Consider the following 16,403-nt stretch of genomic DNA (forward strand, 5'->3'; position numbering starts at 1 on the left):
GCGCCGCTCCTGCGTCGTCGGCGCCGCCGCGGCTCACGCTATCGCCTCCGAGCGACGGACGGCACATCGGGATCGTGAACGTTCACGATCAGGGACGGTCCGCGAGTTGTCGTCGCTGTCCGCCGGCCGCTCAGGGTCGACCGGCGCGAAACACCGCCGCCGCCTCACCACGGCTGCCGACGCCGAGCTTGGCCAGAATGTTGGACACGTGCACGCTGGCGGTCTTGGTCGAGATCACCAACTGCTGGCCGATCTGTCGGTTGGAGAGTCCATCGGCCACCAACGTCAGCACTTCCTGCTCGCGCGGGGTCAGCCCTCCCCCGACGTCAGGCTGCGGACTGTCGCCCGACCGGACGCCCTTCGGGTCGTCGGCGAACGCGGCATCGCAGAATTCGACGACCCACCGCTGCAGCAGCCGCAGCCCCATCCGGTCGGCGAGCTCACGAGCGACCTGCGCGCTGCGGCGCGCCTCGTCGTGCTGCCCGTCGGCGAGTTGGCTGGCGGCCGATCGCAGGGTGGCGTAACCGATCATGTGTGGCGGTGCGGCCGCCGCACGCATCGTCGCGATTGCCGACGTCCACTGCTGCGTCGAGGCGCGCAACTCGGCCTCGATGTAACTGGCCCACTGCCGGGTGATCGGCAACGTGTCACGGAAGATCATCCGTTGCCTCAGCCAGGGCGCCCAATCGGCCGGTCGTCCGTCGGCCCGTCCGTACGCCATCGCCGCGACACCGAGCGCCGGTAGGTCGTGCCCGAGCTCGGCCCACGGCAGGGTGTCCAACGTCCGGCGTTCGATGTCCCAGGCACCGACCGGATCACCATTGGCCAATGCCACCTCGGCCAGACTCTGTTGCAGGGCAGCGAAATACTGCGGTCCGGTGGCAGCCAGTTGGGAGTGCGCACTGATCTCGCAGAGGATCTCCGCGGCCGCGTCGGCGTCGTCGTCGACCCAGAGCAGGATCGATGCCAACAGCCTCCGCTGATGCACCCAGTGGTTGCCCGGCGGGCTCAGCTTCAGCGCCCACTCCACCAGCTCCCGGGCACGACTCCAATCGCCGAGCGCCATCGCCGCTTCGGCAGCGTTGCCGGCCAGCATCACTCCGCTGCGCCGTTCCTGCCCGAGACGGCCGGCGACGTCGCGTGCGCGAACGGCCACGTCGAAGGATTCCCGATAGCGGCCCGTCTGATACAACGTGTCGGAGCAGTTGATGGAATGTCGCAGTCGCACGTTGTCGCTGACCGGCGACAGGGCGCCCGCCTGATCCAGTTCGGTCCAGCCCTGCTCGGGATCGACGTCCAGCACGATCAGGGCGCTGCCCAGGGTGTTCCGGGCATGCGCCTCCAGACCGATGGCGTCGACCTGTCGAGCGGCCACGATCGCCTCCCTAGCCGCCTCGATCGAGGCCGGCTTGTGCAGCAGCAACAACCGTGCCGCACGCATCGTGAGCACGTCGGCGAGCCGCCGGGTCGGCGGCTCGCGGGGAACCAGAGACAACGCACGGTCGACCGTTTCCAGGGCACCGGGCTGCATCAGATTCTGCAGCACCCGACTCTTCTCCGAGAGCCGGTCGGCCGCGGTCAGCGGATCGGTCTCCTCGTCGGTCAGCCGCAGTGCCTCGTCCAGCAACGCCAGCGCACGCTCCGGCTCACCGGCGTCGGCGGCGGACGAGGCTGCCTCGTCCAGCAGCGTCAGCAGCGGTGCCGCGATCCGGTCGGCGTCCGGCACGACCTCGTGCAGCTCGAGCGCTCGTTCGTAGAGCCGCAGCGCCTCGCTGAAGCCGTACCGCTGCAACCGGGCGGCGGCGACCGACCAGCGCAGTGCCTCGGCGTTGTCCCGAGCCGCGTACCAGTGTCGGGCCAGTTCGACCGCGCGGACCGATTCCGGCAGCGTCGGCCCGACACTCATTCCCTCCAACGACGGCGCGTACGCCCGATGCATCCGAGTCCGTTCGCCGGGCAACAGATCGTCGTCCAGCACTTCTCGCATCAGTGCATGCCGAAAGGCGTACCCACTGCTGTCAGGGATCAGCAGGTTGGCTTCGACCGCTTCCCGCAGCGTCGATTCCAGCTCGCCGGCGGGCAGCTCAGCCACGGCGGCTATCAGATCATGCTCGACCCGGTTGCCGCCGATCGCCAACAGTCGCAGCAGCCGCTGGCATTCCTCGCCGACCCGGGACACCCGCAGCAGCAGCGTGTCCCGGAGAGTTTCCGGCAGATCGGAGCCGACGCTGCTGCTGGCCCGGGCCAATTCGACCGCAAAGTAGGGGATCCCGCCGCTGGCTCGGACCACCCTCTTGATCAAGGACCGTTGCTCGTCGGCAACGCCGAGGGCCGCCGATCCGCTGGTGATCAATTGCTCGACCTCGGCGGCGCCCAACGGTCCGACCTCGACGCGGGTCACCACCGGCAGCCGGCCGAGCTCGGCCAGGAACGGCCGCAGCGGATGTCGCCGGGTCAGTTCGTCGGTCCGATAGGTCAAGATCAACATCACCGGCACCGGTCCGATGGCCCGGAGCAGGAACTCGATCAGATGGCGGCTCGAGTCGTCGGCCCAGTGCAGGTCCTCAATGACGATCAACAGCGGCGCACGCCGCGCCGCCTCTTCGATCAGACCGGCGATCGTCTCGAACAGGCGCAGCCGGGTCTGCGCACCACCGGCATCGACGGGTTCCTGCGGATCGCCGAATTCGGGGATCAACCAGCACAGCTCGGCGGCTCCGGCGCCGGCCCACTCCAACAGTGTGGCCTCGGTGAAGCGGTGCGCAAGATCGTGGAGGAGACCGACCACCGGCGCGTACGGGAGTCCCTCGCCGCCGAGCGGTACGCATTCGCCACGGGCGATCGTCAGGCCGGCGACGTCGCGGTCGGCGATCGCGGCTGCGGCGTTGACCAGGCTGGTCTTGCCGACCCCGGCCTCGCCGCCGACCAGCGCACAGCCGAAGCCGCCGTCGAAGGCAGCATCGCGGATGCCGTGCAGTCGTTCCAACTCGGGCATGCGACCGACGATCGACGTCGCATCCGACAGACCGGACGCACGGTCTGCGAATGCGACGTGATCGTCGTCGCCACGGCCGACCGGCGGATGGCCGGCCGCATCTGACACCACGACGTGTCGGGCACTCATGGACGTCATGGTGTCATGCCTTGTGGGTGGTGGCCCCTGTCTCGTCATGGCTGGTCTCACGACTCACGCCCTGCTGCGGGCCCGCATCGATCGTCGTACCGGGCCTCGTCGCGCTCCGGCCACCGAACCGACGCACCAACAGCGTCCACCAGCTGGGCCGACCGTGGACGGCGTGCTCCAGACTGTCGATCTCGCGCTGATGAGCACGCTGCTGCCGACGCAACTTCTTCGCCTCGTTTGCCAGCCGGTCCTCCGCCGCGCGGTCGCGCAGCTCCTGGGCTTCCTGCTTGACCACCGTTGTGTAGTAGATGTCGTTGATCATGTCGCCTCCTCCGGCTTCGGACCTGTTCGATCCGATGACACAATCCTCGTCCTGAGGCACGGGCGCCGACATCGGGCAACTGCCGTATCTTCTCCGCGCGATACCCGCCGGTAACGACTCAGACCGCGACTGAGGCGATGCCTAAGGTGCCTTAGAGCCACCTCATCGGGTCGCTGATCGCCTTAGCCTGGATCCAGGCTTAGGAGCGGGTTTCGTTTCTGGTCCGTCCGGTCGAACCGCCGGCGACGGATAAGGCAGCATGGCCGTCATGGTGACCGAAGACGACAGTCAGCGGCTCGCCGACCGGGTGGCCGAGCTGACCGGGACTCCTCTGGCGTCGATCCGTCCGCTCGGTGGTGCCGGGTTCGGGCGGGCCTATCGGGCGACGGCGGACGACGGCAGTGAGCTGTTCGTCAAGGCTACCGAGCCGCTGCCGGGTGCCTTCGATCATGAAGCGTACGGTTTGCGTCGACTCGGAGCCGTTGCCGGCGGAGCCAGGACCGCAGCGGTCGTTGCCGCCGACGACGGACTCCTGATCCTGGAATGGGTCGACCAGGCACCGGCCGGCCATGCCGCAGCGGCGGACTTCGGGCGCCGGCTGGCCGTCACCCACGCCGCGGCCGCCACTGGATTCGGTCGCGACACCGACAGCGTGATCGCCTCCGAGCCGCTGCCCGCCGGCAACGGGTACGACAACTGGCCGGACTTCTATGCAGCGGCCCGACTCACGCCGTTCCTGGAGCGTGCCGTCGCGCGCGGTCGTCTCGACGATCGCGACCGGCGATCGCTGCAGCAGGTGATCGACAAGCTGCCGAGCCTGGCCGGCGCGGCGGAGCCGCCGGCCCTGCTGCACGGCGACCTGTGGTCGGGCAATGTGCTGTGGACCACCGACGAGGCGGTGTTGATCGACCCGGCCTGTTACGGCGGTCATCGGGAGACCGACCTGGCGATGCTTCCCCTCTTCGGACTCCCCCAACTCGACGTGGTGCTGGCCTCCTATCAGCAGCAGGCACCATTGGCCGACGGTTGGCAGCAGCGGATCGCCGTGCACCAACTGTTCCCGCTGCTGGTCCACGCGGTGATCTTCGGCGGCTCCTACGGCGCCGCTGTCGGCGATACTGCACGGGCCTGTCTGCGGTCGAGCTGACCTGAAGGCCCCTGAGCTTGGCGAAGGGCATCCGCCCGGAGCTTCGGACCCAGGTCAACCGAGCAGCAGCACACCACAGGCGATGATCACAAGGCCGTTGACTGTTGAGCCGGCGATCGAGACGGCGCGGCGGCGCCCCGCCAGCAACCAGGGGAGCTGATGCCAGCGGCGGACCACCAGGGCCGCTGTCCCGGCGATGATCATGATCGGCAGCAACCAGAGCAGCGGCGGAATCACCGACCAGGTCAACAACAGTTTGGCGATCACCATGGTCAGGGCTATCTCGCCGGCGGCGACCAGCCAGCCCAGTCTGCTCTGCCGGCCGGTGCCGGTAGCAGCCTGCCAGCATCGGTAGCCCAATGCGGCAAGGACCAACAGCCCCAGGATCAGGTCGATGATCATGACGATTCCTCCAGCAGTCCGACCGCGAGATCATCGACCGACGTCGCCGTGTTGTTGAGTACGACGACCGCCCGGCCCGCGTCACGATCGAACCCGACGAAGCTGGTGAAGCCGCCGGTCCCTCCGTTGTGCCAGGTGATCGTTCCGCCGCCGACGGTCGTGGTGGTCATCCAGGCGTAGCCGATCCGTTGTTTCCCCGCTGGTGCGATCGGGCGAAGCGCGTCGGCGCCAGGAGCACTGCCGTCGGCCTGGGCGCGGATGTAGGTGATCATGTCCGGCAGCGTGGAGCGCAACCCGCCGGCACCGCTGTAGGCACCCATCACCCAGTTGGCCGACGGACGCCCCGAAGCGGTGTAGCCGATGTGCGGATCATCGGCCGTACCCGGGCGGGTCGACCCCAGATGCAATGGGCCGGTGATCCGCTGCGACACCAGGCTCTGATAGTCGGTGTCAGCGGCAGCGGCCAGCGCTGCGCCAAGCAGCGACATGCCGAAATTCGAGTACAGGTAGCGTTTCTCCCCGACCGACGCCCTCCGTGCCTCCTCGATCAAGGTCGCAGGATCTTGGGGGTAGGGGTCATCGGCCCGCAGCGCGCTGATCACGGTGCGCAGGGTGTTCAGCACACCTGTGGGCAGCCGCGGAAGTCCGCTGGACTGGGTGGCGAGCTGCCGCAGGGTGATGTCGCCGACCGGACCGTCGCCGACGTCGAGCAGCTCGGACAGCCGGGTGTCGTGACGTACCTCGCCGCGCTCGAGCGCGATCGCGAACAGCGATCCGGTGAAGGTCTTGGTGACCGACCCGATCTCGTAGCTGTCGTCTTCGTCCGCACCGAAGCGGGCAGTCCGGACCTGATCGTGGTCGATCACGGCGACGCTGAGACGATCATGCGGTCCGGGTCCGAGCCGCTGTCGGACCTGATCGATCAGTCCTCGGTCTCCGGCGACCTGGGTCGACAGTTTCGGCGGACGAGGCATCGTCAGCACGCCAGAGCCGATGATCAGTGCCGCGACGACGATCATGATCACTGTGCGAGTCGGCGGTCTTCTCATGTCATCCTCCTGGTCGCGCTGATGATCGCCAACAACGGCACCACCCGCGGAGCCGGCACGACATAGGTGCCGCGACCGGCGGTGGTCAACCAGCCGTGCGACGACAGCTGCCCGAGATGGTGGTAGAGCTGTCCGGTGCTGCCCATCCCGTCCATGGCGGACAGTTCGGCGACCGTGTGTGCTCCACCGAGCACGGCCTGCACCAGCGCCAGCCGGGTCGCGTGTCCGAGGGCAGCGAGATCTGCGGCGAACTCGGCCCAGTCCAGCGACATCAGCTGATCGGTGGTGGCCCCGATCTGCCAGTCGACCGGTCCGTCGGCGAGGGTCACCGAGCCGGCGAACGTGACCCCGCCGTTGCCACCGATCCGGCTCCGCAGGCCGTCCAGCACCCAGAACACGTCCGCATCCCGGCCTGCCCTGCCCACAGTCGAATCGCCCACAGTCGAATCGCCCACGGCCGAGTCGCCCACGGTCGAATCGCCCGGGGCCGAGCGCTCCGACAGTGCCGGTCGCCGAACGGCCTCGAGTTCGGTCAGCCGGGCTTCGATCGCGCTCAACCGATCGGCAAGCTCTCCTTCATCCATATATCCATAATTACGGAATTTCCGGAAAACGCAACTCCGGTTCTCCGGGAATAGACCCCGGTCCACCCCGGTTAGAGTAGATGCAAACGCATGAACCCGCCGGAGCGGGAAGTCGAAGGAGAGACGATGCAGTTCGGAATCATGTCGGTCAGCGACATCACGCGGGACCCGGTCTCGGGGATCACACCGAGCGAGGCGGAGCGGATCGACGCCGTCGTCAAGATCGCCCAGAAGACCGAGGAGGTCGGGATGGACGTGTTCGCCATCGGCGAGCACCACAACCCGCCCTTCTTTTCGTCGTCGCCGACCACGTTGCTGGCCAGCATCGCTGCGCTGACCAAGCGGCTGATCGTTTCCACCTCGACGACGTTGATCACCACCAACGATCCGGTTCGCATCGCCGAGGAGTACGCGATGCTGCAGCACCTGGCCAAGGGCCGGATGGACCTGATGCTCGGGCGCGGTAACACAGCGCCGGTCTACCCCTGGTTCGGCGCCGACATCCGACAGGGTCTGCCGCTGGCGTTGGAGAACTACAACCTGCTGCATCGGCTGTGGCGCGAGGATGTCGTGGATTGGGAGGGACAGTTCCGGACGGCTCTGCAGGGCTTCACCTCCACCCCTCGGCCGCTGGACGACGTACCTCCGTTCGTCTGGCACGGCTCGATCCGGACCCCGGAGATCGCCGAACAGGCCGCGTTCTACGGCAACGGCTTCTTCGCCAACCACATCTTCTGGCCGACCTCGCATTCGCTGCGCTTGATCAACTTCTACCGGCAGCGGTTCGAGCACTACGGTCATGGGACGCAGAAGCAAGCGGTCGTCGGGTTGGGTGGTCAGGGTTACATCGCCAAGCGGTCGCAGGATGCCTACGCCGAGTTCCGGCCGTACTTCGATCAGGCGCCGGTCTACGGCAACGGACCCAGCCTGGAGGACTTCAGCCAGATGACTCCGATGGCCGTCGGCAGCCCGCAGGAGTTCATCGAGAAGACGTTGACCTTCCACGACGCGTTCGGCGACTACCAGCGCCAGCTGTTCCTGATGGACCATGCCGGGTTGCCGCTGAAGACGGTGCTGAACCAGCTCGATCTGTTGGGTGAGGAAGTGATTCCGACGCTGCGCAAGGAGTTCGCGTCGCGGAAGGATCCGGAGTCGGCCGACGCCCCGACCCATGAGAGCCTGGTGCGTGCCAAGTACGGCGACGAGCCGGCCCGCCAGCCACGACCGAATGCCAACCGCGGCGACAACGTGACCGGTGATTCTCCCTACCAGGATAGCGAAAACGTTGCCGTCAGCTACCCCAGCCTCGTCTGAGGCGCCGGAGTCAGGGTCTGAGTCGATCATGGAACGAACCACCAGCAGGCTGGCCAACGATGCCTGGGAGTCGCTGCTCACCGCGCACGCGACGATGATGAAGAGATTCACCGCCCAGGACATCTGGCATCCGGTCACGATCCGGGAGTACGACGTCCTCTACACACTGTCCAAGTGCCCCGGACCGATCCGGCTGACCGAGCTCAACCGCAACGTCCTGCTCAGCCAGCCGGCGCTGTCCCGGATGGTCGACCGGCTGGTCGAGCGGGAGCTGGTGGCTCGGACCTCCGACCCCGACGACGGACGCGGCGTCCGGCTCTCGCTGACGCCGAGCGGACGGGACGCACAACGACGGGTCGGCGGCCAGCATGCGCTGGACGTCGCCCGGGCCGTCACGGATCGGTTGAACGAGGACGAACTGCGCCAGCTGGAGCGACTCTGCAACAAACTGGCCGGAACAGAGGACGTGACTGCCGATCCGAGCGACGACACGATCAACAACGAAGCGAACGAGAGCGAGGACGTGGCCGTATGAACAGCCCACTGAACGACAGCACACCGACCACCAACGGGGTCGCCGAGCAGACGGTCGGCTACCGGTTGGCCGTGGTCAGTGCCGGCACCAGCGATCCGTCCTCGACCAGGATGCTGGCCGACCGGATCGCCGATCGGGTCCGCGGCCTGGCCGCCGACCGGGACGAGAAGGTGCTGGTCAGTGTCATCGATCTGCGGGAGCTGGCCACCGAGATCTCCACCGCCCTGGTGTCTCAGCTGATCGGACCGAAACTCACCCGGGCGATCGAGGTGCTCGGTGCGGCCGACGGGATCGTGGCCAGCGCGCCGGTCTACAAGGCTGCGCCCAGCGGGCTGTTCAGTTCGTTCTTCCACGTGCTGGACAACGACCTGTTGATCGGCAAGCCAGTGGTGCTGGCGGCGACTGCCGGTACGGCCCGGCACGCCCTGGTGATCGATGATCAGATGCGGTCGCTGTTCGCCTACCTGCGGACCCTGACCGTACCGACCTCGGTCTTCGCAGCCAGCGAGGACTGGAACTCCGGCGACCTCGGCACTCGGATCGATCGGGCTGCCTTCGAGCTGCTGCTGTTGATCGAGAGCGGTTTTTCGCACAAGATCAAGAGCGACTCCTGGCAGCACTACCAACACGAGTACGGCAGTGCCGGCGGCACCGAGCTCGACATCGATCTCGGCACCGACCTGATGCAGCTGGCCACCGGCGGTTCGGCAGCCCGACCGCGGCGCTGACTCGACACCGCGCTGCGGCTGTCGAAGGACTCGCCGACCGGAGCGACCCACGCCGGTCACGCGACAGTCCTTCGACAGGCTCGGAGCGGCCGATCGGACGAGCTCATCGGCGCACCGGGACATTCCAGCAGGAACGCCCGCGCCTTGGGCGCGACCACAATGGCGACCGGTTCGGACTGTGCCGGCCCCAGCAACCCGTCAGGTCGAACCGGGCGCGGATCCGATCGCCATGCCCACTGCTCCCCCGACCACGGGACGAGTGATGATCGCCCGGTCAAGCGTCGGCCGCGACGTCGTTGGTGCCGTTCGTGATCACGCCACAGTTCAGTTCTTTGCGGCGCGGGCGTCGGCTGCGGACGGCCCGAAGTCGAGTCGCATCACGATCCGACGCTTTGACGGCTGGTGAACCTCCTGCAGCCCGGCTGCGCCGAACGTCGCCGGAGTGCCGACCCGCCGCTCGTAGCTCAACGCACCGTGGGTGATCGGGTACGCCTCAACTGCAGCGGCCCCGTTTTCGCGCGCGAAGTCGACAGCTGCGATCGCCATCCGTGTACTGATACCGCGCCCGCGATAGCCGGCTCGGGTGTACAGGCAGGTGATAGCCCACACCGACGGATCGGTCTTGTCCTCGTTACGGCCGTCCCACGGGACGCGATAAACGCGAAGCATTCCCGGATAGTTGGGTCGTGGTTCGACGGCGACCCACGCGACCGGTTCTTCGTCGAGGTATCCGACCAGACCACTGGTGCTCCGCCCGTCGGGATGGCCGCAGCCGGTCTGTCTCAGATGTCTCTCCCGCAGCCCTTCTCCGCCGATGGCCCCGAGCGACTCCTTCTTTTCCAACTTGAACCATTGGCAGCGGCACCTCGACGCCGTTTCGCTGCCGTAGATCGTGTCCAGATCCACGGCGGCTGCGTGGTTCGCCGGGACGATCCGCAGATTGTTGACTTCGTTGTCATTGCTGTCGGCCATGATCAAATTCCGGCCGACGCTGACACCTGGCCGGCGGCGATTCGGTCGAGATCACGCACGGCGTAGCGCTGGTGTTCCCATTCCTCTTCCAAGATCGTGTGCAGACAGGACAACACCGTCTCGTTGTATTCGGGCGCATTCGGATTCGATACTTGACCCGCCAGGTCTTCCACGGTCACAGTCGAGAGGAATTCGGTCACCATCGCGACCCGTCCGACGCGCGCGTCGAGCACTTCAGCGTAGGTCGGAATCCCGGCGACAAAGACCGAGTGATCAGCCCAGTCGGGCAAGTTGGCCCCGAGCGCGAGCGCATGGAACGGCTGTTCCTTCCCCAGAACCGACCTGCCGAGCCACATGTCGGTGGCCAGCACCAGGTGACGCAGGGTCTCGGCGAAGGACCACTCATCGGCGATCGAGAGGTCGGCCGTCCCATCCGGCATGGTCTCCACCCGACGGAGAACCGCATCCCACGCGGCTTGGACTGCTGTCCAGGCTGCGCGGACACCGTCGGGGTCAGCGGCGCGACGTTGGGACCGACCAGGGAAGCGTCGGTCCAGCTCCGCGTCGACGAGGGGAACGACGTCGACGTCGTTGACCATCAGCGTGCCCTCGTAGAGCCACGGCGCGTCGATCTCGGATCGGTCGACGTCAACGGCTCGCAACACCATGCCCGACATGTTGCTGGCGCGGAATCGTGCGCCCCGAAGGTCGACACGGTGAAACCGAGCGTTGCTCAGTTTGGTGTCGGTGAACGTGGCGTCCTGCAGATCGTCGTCAGCATCGAATTCGGACATGCGCCGTCCTCTCGCCGTCTCGTGCTGAATCGGATCCGGCCCTACCGGTTCAACGCGGCCTCTGAAAGACTGTTTCGGATCTTCAAACAGTGACAGTAGCGGAGCGATCAAGAAGTTGTCCACCAATCAGCAAGTCCCCGATTACGGGCTCGACGACGTACACGTCGTCACGTCCAGCCAAGAGCTCAAGGCGATGTTCGACCCCTTTCGCAGCATCCTGTTACAGCTACTCCTGGACAGAGCAGCAACCATCCACGAGCTTGCAGTCGCGACCCGGCGCCCCAAGGGCACCGTCGCCTATCACGTCCGCGTACTGACCGCGGCCGGAATGGTGAAGGTGGTCCGAACACGCAGAATCCGCGGCCAACAGGAACGCTTCTACGGCCGGACCGCCCGACTCTTCAGCGTCGGCGAGATCAACCCCGAACAGGTCTCCCTGATCCCCAACGCGATGCCCCAGTGGGCTGCCGACACCACACTCGCCCACGAAGCCGACCAGCTCCGAGCGATCCGCCGGTACGCCTGGATCAGCGAAGAACACGCCAACGCATTCTGGGACCGCGTGCTGCTGCTGGTCCGCGAGTTCTCCGAGCTTCCCAGCGTCGACAATGGCGAAGCGCACGCCTTCATGGCTGCCATCTATCCCACTACTCAGGCCCCGCGTCTCCCGGACCCCGAGGAGTAACCTGCCGGCGGCTGCGCCGGTAGCCCTCAACCACGGGGCTGGCGGAGGTCAGGACGACGGAAGACGCAACCCACGCGGCCGGTCAGTGATCGCTACGACGGGAGCGTTGCGTCGTAGGACCTCCGCTGACGATGCGGCGATCTTCGGCAGATCTCGAAGCGTCGGGCCCGCCGAGCGCGACGGTTGAGCAGCCTGCTTGGCGATCGACACCGCAGATCGCTCGAAGCTCTTCACCTCGACCCTGACGTCGAGGACCCGGCTCGGGTCTCGCCCGGATGCTCCGACAATGTGCAGCCCTGCAGCGGCCGTCACCGAGTCCGTACCGGGCACACGATCAGCGTCGCGGCTGATGTGATCCAGTGGGTGCCACACGAAATAGCGGGGATAGCCCGCTCCGGCCGTAGGTCATCGGGCCCGGGAGGTGGCCGTACATCGGCTGACTGCGTGGGTCTCAGCGGCCACAGCACCGGGCGGGGACGTGGCATCAACGGGGCGTTACGGGCAATCATCCTGTCCTCAGCAGGATGGGTCCTCTGTCGACTGGGGACAACGTCGTCAGCGTGCGTACTGGGCGCCGCGCAGTAGCCGAGAGCTCACGGGACACGCCCTCGTCGTCGGAGGTCGGGCGATCATGGCCCTCGTGGGGATAGCCACGGACGTTGACTTCCAGCCGGTCAACTTCTTTGCTGGATCGTGATCAAGATCGACAAGTTCGGCTGAAGCATCCATCGGCATCGTCGACAGCCGTCGCGAGGACTGATTCCGCCTGCTTAGACTCGGACTCATCCCTCCTTGCACACCCATTGATGCCGACACCGAAACAGGAAGCACGCAGATGCCAACAAGGAATGGAACCGGGTCGGGCCCAACCAACGATCTCGGCAGCCTGTTACGTGCTCGTCGCGAACTGGTTCGTCCGGAGGATGTCGGTCTGCCGAGGGGCGAGCGCCGCAGAACACCGGGGCTGCGACGCCACGAGGTCGCGAGCTTGGCGGGGATCAGCGTCGAGTACCTGACACGGCTTGAGCAGGGACACGACCGGCACCCCAGCATCCAGGTCGTCGGGGCGATCGCCGACGCGCTGAAAATGGGCCCGCACGACAAGTTGCATCTCCATGATCTGGTAGCGAAGAGCCACGGAAGGGATCTTGCCTGCAGCGTCGGATGCCCTGTTCACCAGGTCGTTCCGGCCACTCTGCGCGACCTATTGGGCCGGCTCGACCCGGCGCCGGCCGTCGTCGTCGCACCGGGAACCGAGTTGTGTGCGTGGAACGATTCGTTCGCTGCATTGATGCGACCGTTCGGGCTGCTGTCCTCCGAGCCACGTCCGTCCATGATCCGTTTCGCGTTCACCGACCCGCGCGCGAAGCAAGTCGTCGCCGACTGGGGTGCGATGGCCGATGCCCTCGTGACCTGGTTGCATACCAACGCCAACCCGGGGACCGAGGCGATCGTGGACGAACTCTCTGCTCTGGCGGGATCGGAATTCGCCGACCGCTGGAGCCGCCGTCCGCTGGGCCGACTCGATCTTGGCCTCGGCTCCGTCGTCAGCCCCGACGTCGGTCGTCTGGAACTGCAGGCAGAGACACTGGCAGCACGCGACGGGTTCTCGTTGGTCGTCCACCTGCCGGTCGGCTCAGTCACCGAGGCCGCTCTGGCACGCCTGTCCAGGCCCTCCGGTTCGCCCCGTTCGTCACGCGAGACATCCGGTGTGCAGCGTGACCGTCGGAGCCCGTTGACATCAACTGCGGTTGAGGTCGTTGGATCGAACACATGATCATCACCGACAGGGAAGCGGTGACCTGTAACGCTCGAGAGCGGGCTGCGATCGAGACGGTCGATCTCGGCGAGCTGCGCTACACCGAAGCCGTGACGATGATGGACCACTGGGTTGCGCGGCGTCGATCGGAGTCGGTCGGAGATCGGCTGTTCCTGCTCTCACATCCACCGGTGATCACCTTCGGCCGCAACACCCGCACCGACGAACTGCCGGACGATGCGCTCGGCATCGACCTGGTCCCCGCCGACAGGGGCGGCTACGCGACGTATCACGGTCCGGGCCAACTCGTCGGATATCTCGTTATCGACCTCGACGGCGCCGGTCCGGCACGTCTGATCAGATGGTTGGAGGAGACCGTGATCGGTGCCCTGGAGGACCTCGGATTCTGCGCCTATCGGCGCGACACCCCACCCGGAGCTGCCAGCCTGGTCGGTGTCTGGGCAGGCGAGGACCACAAGCTGGTCTCGATCGGGATGCGGATCCGAGACGGCATCACCAGTCACGGCTTCGCGATCAACGTCGACCCCGACCTGACGGTGTTCACCCGCTTCACCGCGTGTCGTCTCCCCGGAGTGGAGATGACCTCGCTCGCACGCCTGGCCGCCGAACATGGCGCTCCGATTCCGACCGTGGAGGCGGTGCGCGCTGCACTCGCGTCGCGCTTCGCCGCTGGTCATCCGGCAGGACCGTCGAAGAATGCTGCTTCCGCGGATCAGCCGTCCTCCGATGAAGATCAAGAACGATGAACCCGTTGCGTCGCCCGGCTCTGATCGTCATCGACGTACAGCGCGGCTTCGATGACGCCTCGTGGGGTCCTCGCGACAACCCGGACTGCGAGGCCAACATCGCGACGCTCCTCGGCGTCTGGCGGCGACGCTCCTGGCCGGTCGTGTTCGTCCGCCACGACTCCGCCGATCCGCGATCCCCGCTCGCGAGCGGCAGCCGGGGCAACGACTTCAAGGAGATGATCACCGGTGAACCGGATCTCCTGGTCAGCAAGAGGGTGAACTCGAGCTTCCACGGGTCCCCCGACCTGGATCGCTGGCTCAGCGCGGAGGACATCACTGAAGTCGTCATCTGCGGGATCACGACGAACCACTGCTGCGAGACCACCGCCCGCGTCGCGGGCAACCTCGGCTATGACACGTACTTCGTCGTCGACGCGACGCACACCTTCGATCGTCAGGCGCTCGACGGTTCCATGATCCCGGCCGCGACTGTATCGGCGATGACCGCAGCGAACTTGCACGGCGAGTTCGCCACGGTGATCACCTTCACCGAGCTCGCGACTGATCTTCGATCGCTTCCCGATGCCCGCCGAGAGAGCAGCTGAGCCGTTCGGCCGAGGATTGCTGCGCGGGTCATCATCCGACTTACAACACTAGGCAAGCTCGAGCGACACCGTGCCGAAGGAGTGTTTGGGCAGTTCCAGGGTGAGCTTGCCGTCGGCCAGGGTGGCCTCATGCTGCACCGGGCTGACCGCGGTCGCCTCCGGGGTGTTGTGCGCCTGTGGCCGATCGGCTGACAGCAGCCGAGCGGTTGCGTTCCGCACCGGACGGCCGCGCAGGTCGATCGACAGCGTCAGATCCTCGGTGGCCGACAGGTTGCTGGCCGACAGCAGCGCCCGGTCACCGGTCGTGCTGGCGGTCAGCGAGACGGGCTGTAGTTGATCATCGTCGATCTCAACCGGGTCCGGCGTCGAGATCAGGTGGGCCGGCAGCCGGAGCGCGTCCTGGTGGCCCTTGTTCATCTCGAACACGTGGTAGGTCGGAGTGAGGACCAACGCACCGGCGTCGTCGGTCAGGATCATCGCCTGCAACACGTTCACGGTTTGGGCGATGTTGGCCATCACCAGCCGCTCGGCGTGGGCGTGGAAGATGTCGAAATGCCGTCCGGCGACGAGCGCATCCCGCAGCGTGTTCTGCTGATAGAGGAAACCGGGGTTGGTGCCGGGCTCGACCTCCCACCAGGTCCCCCACTCGTCGCAGATCAGCCCGAGGGTCCGGTCCGGATCGTAGACGTCCATCAGGGCGCTGTGACCGCGGATCACCGCATCGATCCCGTTCGCCTTGATCATGGTGCGGTAGAAATGATCATCACCGAACTCGGTCGCCGAGCCGCGTCGGATGCCTTCGCCGCCGTGGGTGTAGTAGTGGAACGAGACGCCCTGGAAGATCTTCCGTGGCTTGACCCGGCCGCAGTTCATCTGGCTGACTGCCTTCAGCAGCGCCTCGGTCCAGACCAGGTCGCCGTCGGAGGCACCGGCCGCGATCCGGTACAGCTCGTTGTCACCGTGATCACGCAGGTAGGTCGCATAGCGGCGGGCCTCGTCGGCATAGGCCTCGGCCCGCATCTGGCCACCACAGCCCCACGCCTCGTTGCCGATCCCGAAGTACGGCACCCGCCACGGCTTGTCCCGGCCGTTGGCCTTCCGGAGGCTGACCATCGGGGAGGCGCCGTCCCGGGTCAGGTATTCGACCCACTCGCTCATCTCCCGTACGGTGCCGGATCCGACGTTGCCGTTGATGTACGGATCGGCGTCCAGCAGCTCACACAGCGCCATGAATTCGTGCGTGCCGAACTGGTTGTTCTCCTCGACGTTGCCCCAGTGGGTATTGACCATCGACGGCCGCTGGTCGCGAGGTCCGATGCCATCCATCCAGTGATACTCGTCGGCGAAGCAGCCGCCGGGCCAACGCAGATTGGGGATGTTCAGCGCCCGGAGTGCGTCGACGACATCGGTCCGGATCCCTCCGGTGTTCGGCAGCTCGGAGTCCTCGCCGACCCAGAAGCCGCCGTAGATGCAGCGGCCGAGATGCTCGGCGAAGTGTCCGTACAGGTGCTTGCTGATCTTGGGCCCGGTGACGTCGAGGTCGATCACGGCTGCAGCGGTGCTCATCGATGAATACCTTTTCCGGTGTGATGGGGTGGTGAGTGAACGCTACCGGTACGGTGAGTAGCGTTAGC

General features: G+C 66.4%; 16 protein-coding genes. 8 read left to right on the forward strand and 8 right to left on the reverse strand.

Annotation, left to right across the window (positions count from 1 at the left end; translation table 11 throughout):
- Nucleotides 1–130: 130 nt before the first annotated feature.
- Both BLU38_RS32015 and BLU38_RS07515 read right to left on the reverse strand, forming a co-directional pair.
- A complete protein-coding gene (locus BLU38_RS32015; protein ID WP_172836094.1) occupies nt 131–3,124 on the reverse strand; it encodes a helix-turn-helix transcriptional regulator in 2,994 nt (997 codons plus the stop codon).
- Nucleotides 3,125–3,137: 13 nt separating this feature from the next.
- On the reverse strand, nt 3,138–3,446 hold the full coding sequence (locus tag BLU38_RS07515; protein ID WP_091522338.1) for a hypothetical protein: 309 nt from the start codon (nt 3,444–3,446) through the stop codon (nt 3,138–3,140).
- Nucleotides 3,447–3,714: 268 nt separating this feature from the next.
- Between BLU38_RS07515 and BLU38_RS07520 the strand changes: the two genes are divergently transcribed.
- Nucleotides 3,715–4,593 carry a fructosamine kinase family protein gene (locus BLU38_RS07520; RefSeq protein ID WP_091532098.1) on the forward strand — a complete coding sequence of 293 codons (879 nt, stop codon included), beginning with the start codon at nt 3,715–3,717 and terminating at the stop codon, nt 4,591–4,593.
- Nucleotides 4,594–4,647: 54 nt separating this feature from the next.
- Here the strand turns inward: BLU38_RS07520 and BLU38_RS07525 are convergent, their stop codons facing one another.
- The 3 genes from BLU38_RS07525 to BLU38_RS07535 are packed head-to-tail and all read right to left on the reverse strand — an operon-like array spanning nt 4,648 to nt 6,469.
- Nucleotides 4,648–4,995 (reverse strand): hypothetical protein, encoded by a 348-nt coding sequence (locus BLU38_RS07525; RefSeq protein ID WP_091522341.1) that lies wholly within the window; start codon nt 4,993–4,995, stop codon nt 4,648–4,650.
- Nucleotides 4,992–6,044 carry a serine hydrolase domain-containing protein gene (locus tag BLU38_RS07530; protein ID WP_091522344.1) on the reverse strand — a complete coding sequence of 351 codons (1,053 nt, stop codon included), beginning with the start codon at nt 6,042–6,044 and terminating at the stop codon, nt 4,992–4,994. Before BLU38_RS07530 ends, BLU38_RS07525 begins: the two co-directional genes overlap by 4 nt.
- Nucleotides 6,041–6,469, reverse strand: coding sequence for an ArsR/SmtB family transcription factor (locus BLU38_RS07535; protein ID WP_231920223.1), 429 nt, complete (start codon nt 6,467–6,469; stop codon nt 6,041–6,043). The genes BLU38_RS07530 and BLU38_RS07535 overlap by 4 nt, the downstream gene beginning before the upstream one ends.
- Before the next feature lie 285 nt (nt 6,470–6,754).
- Here BLU38_RS07535 and BLU38_RS07540 point away from each other — a divergent pair, with 285 nt between their 5' ends.
- Genes BLU38_RS07540 through BLU38_RS07550 form a run of 3 tightly spaced genes read left to right on the forward strand, consistent with a single transcriptional unit; the run spans nt 6,755 to nt 9,205 of the window.
- A complete protein-coding gene (locus BLU38_RS07540) occupies nt 6,755–7,942 on the forward strand; it encodes an LLM class flavin-dependent oxidoreductase (RefSeq protein WP_091522351.1) in 1,188 nt (395 codons plus the stop codon).
- A 28-nt stretch (nt 7,943–7,970) separates the two neighbouring features.
- Nucleotides 7,971–8,477 (forward strand): MarR family winged helix-turn-helix transcriptional regulator, encoded by a 507-nt coding sequence (locus BLU38_RS07545; RefSeq protein WP_091522355.1) that lies wholly within the window; start codon nt 7,971–7,973, stop codon nt 8,475–8,477.
- Complete coding sequence (locus tag BLU38_RS07550; RefSeq protein ID WP_091522359.1) at nt 8,474–9,205, forward strand: CE1759 family FMN reductase; 732 nt, start codon at nt 8,474–8,476, stop codon at nt 9,203–9,205. Before BLU38_RS07545 ends, BLU38_RS07550 begins: the two co-directional genes overlap by 4 nt.
- Nucleotides 9,206–9,529: 324 nt before the next feature.
- Here the strand turns inward: BLU38_RS07550 and BLU38_RS07555 are convergent, their stop codons facing one another.
- Nucleotides 9,530–10,177 carry a GNAT family N-acetyltransferase gene (locus BLU38_RS07555; protein WP_091522362.1) on the reverse strand — a complete coding sequence of 216 codons (648 nt, stop codon included), beginning with the start codon at nt 10,175–10,177 and terminating at the stop codon, nt 9,530–9,532.
- Between the two features lie 2 nt (nt 10,178–10,179).
- Nucleotides 10,180–11,094, reverse strand: a complete 915-nt coding sequence (locus BLU38_RS07560; RefSeq protein WP_231920224.1) for a DinB family protein — start codon at nt 11,092–11,094, stop codon at nt 10,180–10,182.
- On the opposite strand from BLU38_RS07560, the gene BLU38_RS07565 reads away from it, so the two are divergent.
- From BLU38_RS07565 to BLU38_RS07580, 4 genes are all read left to right on the forward strand, one after another.
- Nucleotides 11,087–11,656: an ArsR/SmtB family transcription factor gene (locus BLU38_RS07565; RefSeq protein WP_091522368.1), complete on the forward strand. Its 570-nt coding sequence runs from the start codon at nt 11,087–11,089 to the stop codon at nt 11,654–11,656. The two genes, BLU38_RS07560 and BLU38_RS07565, sit on opposite strands and share 8 nt — an antisense overlap.
- Nucleotides 11,657–12,491: 835 nt before the next feature.
- The gene (locus tag BLU38_RS07570) at nt 12,492–13,433 is read left to right on the forward strand and encodes a helix-turn-helix domain-containing protein (RefSeq protein ID WP_091522370.1); all 942 of its coding nucleotides are present in this window, start codon (nt 12,492–12,494) and stop codon (nt 13,431–13,433) included.
- Nucleotides 13,430–14,182: a lipoyl(octanoyl) transferase LipB gene (gene lipB, locus BLU38_RS07575; protein ID WP_091522374.1), complete on the forward strand. Its 753-nt coding sequence runs from the start codon at nt 13,430–13,432 to the stop codon at nt 14,180–14,182. Before BLU38_RS07570 ends, lipB begins: the two co-directional genes overlap by 4 nt.
- Entirely contained in the window at nt 14,179–14,769 is a 591-nt protein-coding gene (locus tag BLU38_RS07580; protein WP_091522378.1) for a cysteine hydrolase family protein, read from the forward strand. The genes lipB and BLU38_RS07580 overlap by 4 nt, the downstream gene beginning before the upstream one ends.
- A gap of 48 nt (nt 14,770–14,817) precedes the next feature.
- Here BLU38_RS07580 and BLU38_RS07585 read toward each other — a convergent pair whose 3' ends face one another.
- On the reverse strand, nt 14,818–16,335 hold the full coding sequence (locus BLU38_RS07585; protein ID WP_091522384.1) for an alpha-N-arabinofuranosidase: 1,518 nt from the start codon (nt 16,333–16,335) through the stop codon (nt 14,818–14,820).
- Between the last annotated feature and the right edge of the window lie 68 nt (nt 16,336–16,403).

It is taken from the genome of Microlunatus soli (genome assembly GCF_900105385.1).
GTDB classification, from domain to species: domain Bacteria; phylum Actinomycetota; class Actinomycetes; order Propionibacteriales; family Propionibacteriaceae; genus Microlunatus; species Microlunatus soli.

What these genes read in the sequence shown, in the direction of transcription:
- BLU38_RS32015 (WP_172836094.1), bottom strand. Translation starts at nt 3,124, where the DNA reads ATGAGTGCCCGACACGTCGTGGTGTCAGATGCGGCCGGCCATCCGCCG.
- BLU38_RS07515 (WP_091522338.1), bottom strand. Translation starts at nt 3,446, where the DNA reads ATGATCAACGACATCTACTACACAACGGTGGTCAAGCAGGAAGCCCAG.
- BLU38_RS07520 (WP_091532098.1), top strand. Translation starts at nt 3,715, where the DNA reads ATGGTGACCGAAGACGACAGTCAGCGGCTCGCCGACCGGGTGGCCGAG.
- BLU38_RS07525 (WP_091522341.1), bottom strand. Translation starts at nt 4,995, where the DNA reads ATGATCATCGACCTGATCCTGGGGCTGTTGGTCCTTGCCGCATTGGGC.
- BLU38_RS07530 (WP_091522344.1), bottom strand. Translation starts at nt 6,044, where the DNA reads ATGAGAAGACCGCCGACTCGCACAGTGATCATGATCGTCGTCGCGGCA.
- BLU38_RS07540 (WP_091522351.1), top strand. Translation starts at nt 6,755, where the DNA reads ATGCAGTTCGGAATCATGTCGGTCAGCGACATCACGCGGGACCCGGTC.
- BLU38_RS07545 (WP_091522355.1), top strand. Translation starts at nt 7,971, where the DNA reads ATGGAACGAACCACCAGCAGGCTGGCCAACGATGCCTGGGAGTCGCTG.
- BLU38_RS07550 (WP_091522359.1), top strand. Translation starts at nt 8,474, where the DNA reads ATGAACAGCCCACTGAACGACAGCACACCGACCACCAACGGGGTCGCC.
- BLU38_RS07555 (WP_091522362.1), bottom strand. Translation starts at nt 10,177, where the DNA reads ATGGCCGACAGCAATGACAACGAAGTCAACAATCTGCGGATCGTCCCG.
- BLU38_RS07570 (WP_091522370.1), top strand. Translation starts at nt 12,492, where the DNA reads ATGCCAACAAGGAATGGAACCGGGTCGGGCCCAACCAACGATCTCGGC.
- lipB (WP_091522374.1), top strand. Translation starts at nt 13,430, where the DNA reads ATGATCATCACCGACAGGGAAGCGGTGACCTGTAACGCTCGAGAGCGG.
- BLU38_RS07580 (WP_091522378.1), top strand. Translation starts at nt 14,179, where the DNA reads ATGAACCCGTTGCGTCGCCCGGCTCTGATCGTCATCGACGTACAGCGC.
- BLU38_RS07585 (WP_091522384.1), bottom strand. Translation starts at nt 16,335, where the DNA reads ATGAGCACCGCTGCAGCCGTGATCGACCTCGACGTCACCGGGCCCAAG.